The sequence below is a fragment of the Kitasatospora sp. NPDC041988 genome, assembly GCF_055588525.1.
In genome coordinates this window covers 46,370-57,223 of the sequence record NZ_JBVJCO010000055.1, presented here as the reverse complement: position 1 = coordinate 57,223, position 10,854 = coordinate 46,370, and the positions used below count along the sequence as shown (strand labels likewise).

General features: G+C 76.6%; 9 protein-coding genes. All 9 read right to left on the bottom strand.

All coding sequences use genetic code 11. The annotated features are described in order from the left end of the window. Positions 1 to 200: 200 nt before the first annotated feature. Entirely contained in the window at positions 201 to 4,094 is a 3,894-nt protein-coding gene (locus ACZ6NC_RS36290; RefSeq protein WP_465738144.1) for a LysM peptidoglycan-binding domain-containing protein, read from the bottom strand. After that, entirely contained in the window at positions 4,094 to 4,489 is a 396-nt protein-coding gene (locus ACZ6NC_RS36285; protein ID WP_465738143.1) for a hypothetical protein, read from the bottom strand. The genes ACZ6NC_RS36290 and ACZ6NC_RS36285 overlap by 1 nt, the downstream gene beginning before the upstream one ends. A gap of 242 nt (positions 4,490 to 4,731) precedes the next feature. Continuing rightward, positions 4,732 to 5,130 carry a TadE/TadG family type IV pilus assembly protein gene (locus ACZ6NC_RS36280; protein WP_465738142.1) on the bottom strand — a complete coding sequence of 133 codons (399 nt, stop codon included), beginning with the start codon at positions 5,128 to 5,130 and terminating at the stop codon, positions 4,732 to 4,734. 98 nt (positions 5,131 to 5,228) lie between these two features. Continuing rightward, positions 5,229 to 5,600, bottom strand: coding sequence for a TadE/TadG family type IV pilus assembly protein (locus ACZ6NC_RS36275; protein WP_465738141.1), 372 nt, complete (start codon positions 5,598 to 5,600; stop codon positions 5,229 to 5,231). 35 nt (positions 5,601 to 5,635) lie between these two features. Then, positions 5,636 to 5,914, bottom strand: coding sequence for a hypothetical protein (locus ACZ6NC_RS36270; RefSeq protein WP_465738140.1), 279 nt, complete (start codon positions 5,912 to 5,914; stop codon positions 5,636 to 5,638). Positions 5,915 to 5,980: 66 nt separating this feature from the next. Continuing rightward, positions 5,981 to 6,859 carry a type II secretion system F family protein gene (locus tag ACZ6NC_RS36265; protein ID WP_465738139.1) on the bottom strand — a complete coding sequence of 293 codons (879 nt, stop codon included), beginning with the start codon at positions 6,857 to 6,859 and terminating at the stop codon, positions 5,981 to 5,983. Beyond that, positions 6,856 to 7,851, bottom strand: a complete 996-nt coding sequence (locus ACZ6NC_RS36260) for a type II secretion system F family protein (RefSeq protein ID WP_465738138.1) — start codon at positions 7,849 to 7,851, stop codon at positions 6,856 to 6,858. Before ACZ6NC_RS36260 ends, ACZ6NC_RS36265 begins: the two co-directional genes overlap by 4 nt. Continuing rightward, complete coding sequence (locus ACZ6NC_RS36255) at positions 7,851 to 9,452, bottom strand: CpaF family protein (protein WP_465738137.1); 1,602 nt, start codon at positions 9,450 to 9,452, stop codon at positions 7,851 to 7,853. The genes ACZ6NC_RS36260 and ACZ6NC_RS36255 overlap by 1 nt, the downstream gene beginning before the upstream one ends. After that, positions 9,442 to 10,854, bottom strand: a complete 1,413-nt coding sequence (locus ACZ6NC_RS36250; RefSeq protein ID WP_465738136.1) for a CpaE-like family protein — start codon at positions 10,852 to 10,854, stop codon at positions 9,442 to 9,444. Before ACZ6NC_RS36250 ends, ACZ6NC_RS36255 begins: the two co-directional genes overlap by 11 nt.

The window sequence follows — 10,854 nt, the reverse complement described above, 5'->3', positions numbered from 1 at the left end:
GGAGGCCCTGTGCGGTGTTTTGTAAGAACCAGGGCGGGCACCTGTTGGGCCTCCGGTGGGGGCTGTGTGTGTGGCTGGGGGTTGGGCGTCTGCCGCCCACCCCCCCCCCCCCACCACGTCATCGCCGACAAGGGCGAGTCCGTGTGAACGAAGGCGAAGCCCGACCACGCCGCCCGCACCTGACCGGCCGTTGCCCCGCGTCACGCCCCTGACAGGAGGTCGCGGAGCAGGGCGACCGTGTCGGCGTCGAGGTCACGGCCGGTGCGGCGGCTCAGGGCGTCGAGGCGGTTGACGGCGCGCAGGAGCTGGTCGCGGGCGCCGGCGGAGGCGTAGGCGTAGAAGAGGTCGCGGTGCAGGAGTTCGACGTCCGGGGCGACGGCGAGGCCGCGGAAGACGGCGGCCTCGGCACTGCGGTGGTCGCCGTACTGGAGGCGGCGGGCGGCGAGTTCGTGTGCGGTGTCGACGATCGCGGCGATCATGTCCTGCCGTTCGGCCTCGGCCCAGCCGTAGGCGGCGGGCGGGGCCTCGGCGAAGGGGGCGCCGCGGACCAGGGCGAGGGCGTGGGCGAGCGCCGCGTCGGCGGTGGCGCTGGTGCTGCGCATGCCGCGTCGGTAGAGGCTGCGGAACTCGTCCCAGTCGCAGGTGACGGTCGGGGCGAAGGTGTAGCCCTCGGGGGTGTCGGTGGGCAGGAAGGCCAGGCCCTCGGCCGAGCTGCCGAACCAGGCGGCCAGGTCGGCGAGTTTGGCGGGCAGCGGGCTCTTGGCGTCGGCGGCGGTGGGGTGCGGGTCGAGGTGGGCGGCGCCGGGGTGGAGGTCGTGGTCGAGGGCGTTGTGGTCGGCGCCGGGACGCAGGGCGAGGTAGGCGGCGAGTTCGGTGAGCCGGGGCAGGACGGCCGGTTCGGCGGTGCCGGCGGCGCCGGCCACGTCGACCGGGCCGAGCAGCCGGATCCGGGGGGCGGTCCGGACGGCGTGCGCCTCCGGGGAGCGGAGGATGGCGAGCAGGTCGTCGCTGTCGCTGCGGGCGGGGGTGGTACGGGCCACCGGCGCGGTGGCGGCGGGCCCGGAGGCCGGCTGGGTCTCCGGCTCGACGGACGGACCGGCGACCGGCTCGGCGACCGGCTCCGGGGACGGCTCCGGACGGGCGGGGAGGCGCGGGTCGACGCCGGTGGGCGCGGGTGCGGGGTCGTGGGTCGGCACGGGCTCCGGCGCGCGCTCGGGGGCGGGCGCAACGGGCTCGGGCACCGGCTGGACGGGCGGCACCGGCTGGACGGACTGGACCGGCACCACCACGTCGGCCCCGGCCGGGAGACGGAGGTTCTGCGTGGTCTCGTCCAGGTCCGCGTCCTCGTCGGCTCCCGTCCCGACCCCCGCTCCGGCTCCGGCTCCCGATCCCGTTCCGGCCTGCCGGCCGAGGCCGTTGGCGAGGAAGCGCGCCCCCGGACCACCTGCGGCACCCGCCGCGAACCCGGCGGGCGCGGCGGGGTCGGTGCCCGCGAACGGGCTGGCGCCCGTACCGATGACCCGGGCGAGCAGGCGCGGGCCGGCCGCGTCCGAGCCGCCGCCCCCCTCTCCCGCACCACCAACGGCACCGGCACCGACTCCGGCACCGGCACCGACCGCCACCAGGACCGGTACGGGGGCGGGGAGTTCGGCCGGTTCAAGGTCGATGCCGGGGCCGTCCAGGGTCCAGGACGGGGCGGGGTGCTGGGTGGTGTCGTCGGCGGCCCGGAGCAGCTCGGAGACCTGCTCGTACTGCGGGCCGGTCAGACGTTGCAGCTCCAGGGTGAGGTGCAGGCCGGGGATGGTGGCCTGGCCGGTGCTGGGCAGGGTCCAGCGGGCGACCGGGCCGGTGCCGCGCTCGGGCGCGCGGGTGACCACGGCGACGCAGGTGCGGGGGCGGGCGTCGAGCAGGCGGCCGAGTTCGGCGGGGATGTCGCCGTCGGGCTGGTGGGCGCAGAGCACGATCTCCGGGACCCAGGACTCGTCGGCCTCGCCGCGGCTGCGCGCGTCCCGGGGGCTGGCGGCCTCCGCGGCGACGAGGGTGGCGCGGGCCTTGGCGGTGCGCGGGCCGAGGGCGGCAAGCGCCGCCTCCAGGGTGGGGTGACGGTGGACCCGCTCGGCGGCCGGGCCGCTGATCGGCAGTTCCTCGGCGAGGTCGACCAGGTGCAGGTGGAGCCGGTCGGCGAGGGGGCTGTGGGCGAGTTCGACGGCCAGGGTGCGCAGCACGTCGCGCGCGTCGTCCGGGTGACCGGAGAGGTGGAGCAGCCGGACGGTCTCCAGGTCGGCGAGGACCACCGAACCGTCCGGCGCGGCGCCGAGGGTGACCAGGGCCGGGTAGGGCGCGGCGGACTTGCGGGCCTGGGAGGGCGAGAGCAGGTCGGTGGAGTCGGCTGGGCACCACCAGACGTTGGGGGCGTGAGCGGCGCGGAACGGCGCGATCGGGGCGGCCGGGCCGGAGAGGTGCAGTTCGACGGTGTGCCCGGGGGTGACCCGGGCGGCGACGATGGCGGGCAGGCGCTTGCCGCCGCGGACGGTGTTGCGCGCCATGGTGCGCAGGGCGCGGTCGAGCAGGTCGAGGCCGCGGTCGTCCTGGCGGGTCTTCAGCTCGGCCTCGAAGGCGGCGGCGGGCGCGGCCGGCAGGGCGATGCGGTGGCGCGGGCGGCGGGCGCGCAGCTGGGTGCCGCGCTTGTGGGCGACGGTGCCGATCATCATGGCGGCGAGCAGCACGCTGACGGTGGAGGTGGTGAGGGCGACGGTGTAGTCGTCGCTCGGGGCCGCCTCGGCGTGCGCGGCGGGGGCCGGGGCGTGGGTGGGCGGCGAGGTGGGCGCCTGGGTGGCGGGCGCCGGTGTGGCGGGAGCCGAGGCGGGCGGCGCGGACGGCGCGGGCGTGGCGGATGCCCCGGGCGCCGGAGCCGGAGCCGGTTCAGGAGCCGGAGCAGGCACAGGAGCGGGAGCGGGAGCGGGATCCGGAGCCGGCACAGGAGCCGGAGCAGGCGCGGCCGCCCCCGGAACCGTCAGCACCATCCCCGGTACCACCACGTCCGGGTCGGTCAGCCGCTCCCCGTCCGGCGCCTGGACGCCCTTGTTCGCCTCGAACAGCTTCGGCCAGGCCTCGGCGTCCCCCAACTCACGCTGGGCGATGGCCGACAGGCTGTCCCCGGCCGCCACCGTCACCGTGCCGTGCCCGGCCCCGGCGCCCCCGGCCGTCCCCGCCTGCGGCACGCCCGGCGTACCCTGCGCACCCGGCGCCGGCGCCTGGCCCTGGGCCTGGCCCGCAGCCGCGTCCGCCTTGGCGTCGCCCGGCATCAGCAGCTCCCACCCGGGCTGGATCGGCCGCTCGGCGTCGAATCGGATGCCCGAAGCATCCATTGACCGCCCGTCGTTGAGCTTGGCGATCTCCACCCACCGCTCCCCCGAGCCGAGTTGCCGCTCGGCGATGGACCAGAGACTGTCGGCGGGCCGGCTGTCCCGGACGGTGTACGTGGGGTGCTGGTCGGCGGCGGGCGCGAGCGCGGGCGCGGCCTGGGCGGCGGGCAGTGCGGCCCGCTGCGCGCCCATGGTCAACTGGGCCGGGGCGGAGGCGGACTGGGCCCGGTCCGGGGTGGCGGCGAAGGACGATCCGGCCACCGGCAACAGCGCGATCACCGAGCCGACCAGGCCGGCGGCCAGCCGCTGGCTCCAGCCGAAGGCCGGGATCCGCCGGGCGATCCGCCCGCGCAGCTGGGCCGGGATCTCCAGCAGGACGGAGACGGCGAAACAGAGCCAGCCCAGCCAGCCGACCACCACCAGCAGCCAGAGGAAGAGCCGCCCGTCGTCGGGGCCGGTCAGCGCCTGCCCGACGCCGTCCGGCGCGACCTCGCCCATCGCGGCGACGGCCTGGGTGCCGTACAGCAGCAGCGCGGGCACGCCGACGAGCAGGGCGAGCAGGGTGAGCAGCGCCGCGACGGCGGTGAGCAGGGCACCGCCCCGGCCGCCGCGGCGCGACGGCAGCGGCGCCGGCCGACGGCCGGACGCCGGGGCTGCGGCCCGGCGAGCGGGCCCGCGGCGGGCCGAATGTCCGGCGCGGGCTTGGTCCTTGGCACGTGGCGCGACCATCAGTCGGTCTCCGCTTTCTCGACTCCGTGGACGAGGGTGGCACTCCCCTTGCCCGTGACCTTCTGCTTGCCGAGCTCGCCCAGCAGGGCCGGCTTGTAGTCGGCCTCCACCGTGACGGTGACGGCCGTTCCGTCCGGCGAGAACGCCACGCCCGCCGCCTTGAGGTGGTACAGGGCGAGGTAGCTGTCGGCGGCGTCCTTGACGTACTGCTCCTTGACCCGGTACCCCTCGCCGCGGAGCACGACGGCCTCGTCGAGCTGCTGGCCGCCGACCCGGGCGGCCTCCTGGGCGTAGGCGTCGGTGCGTTCGGCGACGCGCAACCGGCCGCCGGCGTCCACGACGAGGGCGATGACCAGGATCAGGAAGGCCGCGCAGATCGCCACGAAGATGGCCATCGAACCCTGGTCGGACCGGCCTCGCGCCCACCCCCGGACGCCGCGGCCCCGCCGCCGTTCTCCCCCGGGTCTGCGCGCCATCACGCCCCCTCCCGCACGTTCGTCTCCCCACCGGTCCCCACCGGTCGCCACCGGAACCGCTCCGCCTCGCACCTGCCCGCCCCCGGGAGCTCTCCGCTTGCGTCTCCCCCGCCCGGGGCGTCCCCAATCCCCGCCCGGAAACCTCGTCCGCACCACCCGTCTCACCCGCCCCGGTAGCGGTCGACCACCGAGGTGAAGCTGCCCCTGAGCGTCTTCGTCCCGGGCATGCCGGGGCCCGGGACGAGGTCGCTCAGGCCCACCTCGCACACCACGGTCACCTCGACGGTGGCCATCACGGCCCCGTGGCTCTCCAGCCGGCCGGGCTTCCAGGTGACGCTGCTGCTCCGGCAGTCGACGCCCTGCTGCTGGAGGGTGGCCCTGGCGGTCCGCTCGACCAGCGCGTCCGTCCCGTCGGCGCTGCGCACCAGCGACGCCGTCCGGGCGGCCGAGCGGGCCGCCGCCTCCACCGTGCCGGCCGCGGTCTGCACCCGGCCGGCGGCGACGGTGACCAGGATCAGCGCGACCACGCCCGGGGCGATGATCGCCGCTTCGATCGCCACGCCGCCGCCGTCGCGCCCGCGCGCCGACCGGGCGGCCCGCCACGCCGCGAACCGCCGCCCCCGCCCCCGAAGACAGGCCCTGAGCCCGGCCACCCGCTTCACGGCACCACCTTCGGCGGCAGGAAGCGCTCGCGCGGTGCCTCCGCGTACTGGGTGACGGTCGGCTTGAGGAACGGGACGACGGAGGGCGCGGTCAGCTCGACCGTCACCCTGATCAGCTCGGGCGTGCTGCCGGCCTTCGTCACCTTGTACTCGCGGACGCCCTGCCGGCCGAGGAAGTCCTCGGCCTGCTTCGTCGCCGCTTCGTCCTTGGCCTCGTCGCTGCGGTTCCCCTGCACGCGTCCGGCGTCCACACCCTCGCGGGCAGCGGTGAGCGCGACCTGGCGGTAGTACCACCACATCGACACCTGGACGACGAGCAGGATCAGCACCAGGACGACCGGGAAGACGATGGCCAGGCTCAGGCTCACCGACCCCCGGTCGCCGCGGCGACGGGGCCGGTGCCTCACGTGGCCGCGCCCCCGCCCGGGAGGTTCGGGTCCTGCTGGACCTTCTTCACGACCTTGTCCTTCAGCGCGTACAGCGCCACCGCGACGGCGCCCGCGACGAAGACCAGCGCGATGATGGCGAGGGCGAGTTCGATGCTGATCGCGCCGCGGTCGCCGCGCGCCCGGGCGGCCTTCACCCGGCCGACCCGGAACTGGAAGAGCAGCAGGGCGAACTGGACGGGTAGCAACGTGGGCCGGATCAACCGGCCTACCAGGGACTTGAACTGGTCGGACATCGGGAACTCCCGGGGTTGGGTGTGGTGTCAGCTGCTCGGCGGTGAGGCAGGTGCCGTGCGGCCCGCTCAGGCGAGCATCTGGTGGAGCGCGGGGAAGACGATCAGGACGGTCATCAGCAGGGTCAGGGCGGCCCCGGGCGCGACCATCCGCTCGCTGTCGGCGTTGGCCCGGGCCAGGTCCTCGGCCAGCAGCTCGCCGCGCAGGCCCTTCGCCCGGGCCCGCAGGGTGTCGTAGACGGCGGCGCCGTCGGTGCCGGACAGCCGCATGATGTCGGCGACGTCCTGCAGCGGGGTCAGCCCGAGTTCGACGGCCAGCGCGTCCAGTCCGGCCCACGGTGGCAGCCGGTCGGTGGCGGCGCGGTCCAGGGCGTCCCGGATCCGGCGGAAGACCGGGCCGCGCCCGACCGAGGCGGCGCGGCGCAGCGCCTCGGCCGGCCCGAGATCGGCGGCCCGCTCCAGTGCGACCAGTTCCAGGTAGGCGGCGATGCCGTGCAGGTACTCGGTGCGCGCCTCCTTGGCCTCGCCGCGCACGATGGCGTCCGGGACGAACCAGAACAGCCCGCCCAGCAGCGGCCCGACGACCAGCGGCAGCGCGAACGGCAGGCCCATGTCCAGCAGCAGCGCCATCGCCGCCAGGTAGGCCGGCAGGACGAGGCCGATCACGGCGAACAGCAGCTTGTGGGCCATGAACCGGGCCGGGGTGCGGCCGATCAGCGACAGCTCCCGGTACGGGATGCGCACGCCGCGTACGCCGACCGAGCGCTCGCCGATCCGGTCGAACCAGCGCGGCCGCTCGTCCGGGTGGGGCGTCCGGTCGGCGGGCGTGCGGTGCAGCCGGTCCAGCGCCTGGCTCAGGTCGGGCGGCGCGGGACGGAGTTCGGAGATCAGCAGGGCGACGCCGCCGGCCGCGACCGCGCCGGCCAGCACGGACCAGGGCGAGATCATCGGGCCTCCCCGAGGAGTGACTGTTCGTCGGCGGAGCCGTCCGGGCCCGGATCGGCGTCCGCACGCCGGCCGGAGCGGCCACGGCCACCGGTCCGGCTGCGCCGGTCCGCCACCAGCAGCCGCGGCACCGGCGGGTGCGAGGCCAGCGCGCGCATCCAGGCGATGATCGCCACGAAGAGCGCGGCGACCACCGCGAGCACGATCTGGCCCAGCACGGTGCTGTAGGGCCGGGTGTACTCGGTGTTGAACGAGCCGAGCACCACGACCAGCACGATGATGCCGACCAGCCAGCGGATGGTGGTGCGGTGCTTGGCCCGGTCGGCCTCGATGGTGCGGCGCTGGCGGACCTCCTCGCGGACCGAGTCGGCCATGTCGGAGAGCGCCCGGGCCAGGCCGGGGCCGCTGTCCCCGGCGCGCAGCACCAGCGCGGCGAGCACCTTGTCGGCGGTGGCGTCGGCCAGGCTGTCGGCGAAGGCGCGCAGCGCCTCCTCCGGCCGCCAGCGGGCCTGCAACCGGGCGGCCAGCTCGCCGACCTCGTCCTCGATCGCGGCGGGAGCCGTCCGGCGGCTGGTGACGATGGCCTGGTTGAGGCCGACACCGAGCAGCAGCACGTCGGCGATCCGCTGGGTCCACTCGGACAGCGCCTCCAGCCGCTCGATCCGGTGGGTGTCCGGGCGGGTGGTGTCGAACAGCCAGGGCAGGCCGAAGACGGCGCAGGGCACCAGCAGCGCGGTCAGCGGGATGCCGGTGAACAGCCAGCCGAGCGGCGCGCCGGCCAGCGCCAGCGGCAGCTGCACCCGGCGCAGCCGCACCACCCGGGCCGGGGCGGTGCCGGGCGCGCCGTACCAGAACACGTGGAGGCGGCCGGCCAGCGGGCTGCCGGGCTCGTCGGCCCCGGTGCCCTCCTCCACGGGCTCGCTGCCGCGGGCCCAGACCACCAGGGCGGCCAGGCCGAGCGCGACCAGCAGGCCGCAGAGGGCGAAGAGCAGCATCACCGGGGGCCACCGCCGATCCGCAGCTGGAGCGGCTCGGCCCAACTCCCGTACCGGGAGCCGAGCAGGGCGGCGTCGAAGCCGGCCCGGCGCAGGTCGTCCAGGCAGTTCGGCGGGGTGTGCGGGACAGCGCGCGGCTCGCCCAGCTCGGGGCGCGGGCCGAACACGGTGTTGAGGGCGGGCCGGCCGCTCTCGCCGAGGCCGGTCACCTCCAGGACGTGCGAGACGAAGCGGTGGCGCCGGCCGCCGACGGCCGTCTCGTCGACCATCGACACGTGCACGATGAGGTCCACGGCGTTGGCGGTGAGCCGGTAGGCGAGCGCGTCGGTCATGTGCGAGCCGTACTCCAGGCAGAGTTCGGCGATGCGGTCGACCACCATGTGCGGGCCGCGGGCGTGCAGCGTGCACATCGAGCCGCCCTCGCCGTTGGTCATGACGCGCAGCATCGGGACGACCTCGCCGGAGCGGACCTCGCCGACGATGATCCGCGACAGCGTCATCCGGAGTGCGGCCGGGATGAGGTCACCGATCGTCAGCTCGCCGGCCATCCGGCCCTCGACGCGTTCGCCGTTGCCCTCCCGGGCCTCCATCGGGACGACCTGGCGCAGGTGGCCGAGGGTGTGCAGCCAGAGCTCGAACTCCGACTCCAGGGTGCCGATCCGCTCGTCCGGCGGGATCTCGGCGGCCATCGCGCGCAGCAGGCTGGTCTTGCCGACGCCCTGGGTGCCGGTGATCATCACGTTCTTCCGGGCCCGGATCGCCGAGGCCAGGAAGGCGGCCAGGGTGGAGTCGAGGGTGCCGAGCCGGACCATCTCGGGCAGGGTCGCCGAGGCCACCCGGTGGCGGCGGATCGCCACGTACGGGCGCGGGGTCACCTCGGTGAGCGCCTGGAGGCGCATGCCGCCCTCCAGGCGCAGCGCGAGGGTCGGGCTGGCGGTGGAGAGGCTGCGCTCGCCGCCGCCGTGCTGGCGGGCGAGGTCCTGGAGCAGCTCGACCAGTTCGGCGTCAGTGTCGGCCACCGGCGGGACCTGGCGCAGGGGTTGGTGCACCCGGGAGACCCAGACGTCGTCGCAGCCGTTGATCAGGATGTTCTCGATCTCCGGGTCGTCGAGGTAGGGCTGGAGCCGGCCGGCCCGGAAGAGCAGGTCGAAGACGGCCTCGGCGAGCGCGCGGTCCTGGTCGCGGGTGGGCGGGATGCCGTGGGTCTGCGCGTAGGCGTCGGACCAGCGGGCGACCGCCTCCTCGATCAGCGCCCGGCCGCGCTGGCGGCGGGTGGCGCGGTCCGGTTCGGTGCCGGAGGCGGCGGTCAGCCGGGTGATCTGCTGGTGCAGTTCGGCCGCGACCTGGCGCTTGAGCTCGCGCGCCACCTGCGGGTCGACGGCCGGGCGGGTGCCGGCGCCGCGCCGGTCGAGGGAGGGCAGCTGGGACGGCACGGCGGTGGGCGTCGCGGCGCCGCCCTGCTGGGCGCCCGTCGGCACGACGGGGCCGGGCGCGACGGGGCCGGGTTGGACGACCGGCGGGACGACCGGTTGGGGCGCCGTCCAGGGCAGCGCGGCCGGGTCGGCCGCCGCCGGATGCTGGTGCAGGGGGCTACCGCGCACGAAGTACCTCCCCGTAGCCGGCGTGCGACTGCTGCGGGCCCTGCCCGTACGACGGCGGCGCCGGCCGGTCCTGCTCCGGCTGGACGCGGCCGTACTCCCGCGCGGGCCCCTGGCCGTACTGCCGGCCGTCCGCCTGCCCGTCCTGCGGCCCCGGGCCGTACAGCGCCCCGTCCTGCGGCCCCGGCCCGTACGGCGACCCGGACGCCTGCCCGTCCTGAGGCCCGGACGACGGCCCTGCGTACGGCGTGCCTGCGTACGGCGTGCCGGCGTACGACATGCCTGGGTACGGCGTGCCCGCGTCGGACAGGCCCCCGGCGGCCGACGGCCCGGACGATGGCGGACCTGCGGACGACGGACCCCCGTCCGACGGGCCCGGGTACGTCGGCTCCGGCTGCTGCGGCTGGGCGTGTGCAGGGAACGGCGCGGGTGCGGCCGGCTGCGGCGCGAACCCGGCCAGCGGCGCCACCGGGCCGGTGGCGATCAGCGGCGGCACCGGCGGCGGCACCTGGCCGTACGGCTGCGGTGCCGGAGGCGGCGGCGCGTACGTGAGCGGCTGCGCCCCGGCGTCGGCCGCGGGCGCCGCGGCGAGCTGTGCGGGCGCGGGAGCCGCCGTGGGCGCCAGCCGCTGCCGGCGGCGACGCACCAGCAACTGCACCTCGTCCGCCGCCGAGCGGGCCGTCCGCATCAGCTCCGAGCGGATGAAGCGGCGGTCGGTGGTGTCCCCGCCGTCCGACAGCACCCGGGCGGTGCGCACGGCGTGCGGCAGCAGCCCGAGCACCGGCAGCCCGAACTCGCGCGAGACCTCCGCGCCCGAGTACGGCCCCTCCGCGACGAGCAGCAGGCCCAGCGCGTCCGCCCCGGTGCCCGCCGTGGCGAGGTCCTCGGTGAGCGCGGACAGCCGCGGCCGGACCGCGCTCAGCCCGCGCAGGGTGGTGCGGACGGTGACGGCGACCACGTCGGCCCGGCGGGCGAGGACGGCGCTGGTCCCGGTGGCGCCGGAGCGGCCGAGGTCGAGGATCACGTCGTAGCCCTGCGGCTCCAGCCCGTGCAGCACCTCCATCAGCGGCTCCCAGGTGTAGGCGAGCCCGGGCGCCTGGGTCGGGTCGGTCAGACCGGGCAGCAGCAGCCGCTCGGCGTTCCCCTCGGGCGAGAGGTCGATCAGCTGTTCCCAGAGCGCCTGGGCGAGCAGCCCGCGCCGGTCCGCGACGGCCAGGTTGCGCAGCCCGTAGACCGCCTCCACCCGGCCCTCCAGCGCGCCGGCCAGCACCGCGCCGCCGTCCGGGTCGCACTCCACGAGCAGGATGCGGCGCCCGGGCTGCAACGGCCAGGCCAGCAGCAGCGCCAGCGCCGTCGTGGTGGCGCCCGGTGCCCCGGGGCCGCCGACCACCGCGATCACCGCCAT

What these genes read in the sequence shown, in the direction of transcription:
- ACZ6NC_RS36290 (WP_465738144.1), bottom strand. Translation starts at nt 4,094, where the DNA reads ATGGTCGCGCCACGTGCCAAGGACCAAGCCCGCGCCGGACATTCGGCC.
- ACZ6NC_RS36285 (WP_465738143.1), bottom strand. Translation starts at nt 4,489, where the DNA reads ATGGCCATCTTCGTGGCGATCTGCGCGGCCTTCCTGATCCTGGTCATC.
- ACZ6NC_RS36270 (WP_465738140.1), bottom strand. Translation starts at nt 5,914, where the DNA reads ATGTCCGACCAGTTCAAGTCCCTGGTAGGCCGGTTGATCCGGCCCACG.
- ACZ6NC_RS36265 (WP_465738139.1), bottom strand. Translation starts at nt 6,859, where the DNA reads ATGATCTCGCCCTGGTCCGTGCTGGCCGGCGCGGTCGCGGCCGGCGGC.
- ACZ6NC_RS36260 (WP_465738138.1), bottom strand. Translation starts at nt 7,851, where the DNA reads ATGCTGCTCTTCGCCCTCTGCGGCCTGCTGGTCGCGCTCGGCCTGGCC.
- ACZ6NC_RS36250 (WP_465738136.1), bottom strand. Translation starts at nt 10,854, where the DNA reads ATGGCGGTGATCGCGGTGGTCGGCGGCCCCGGGGCACCGGGCGCCACC.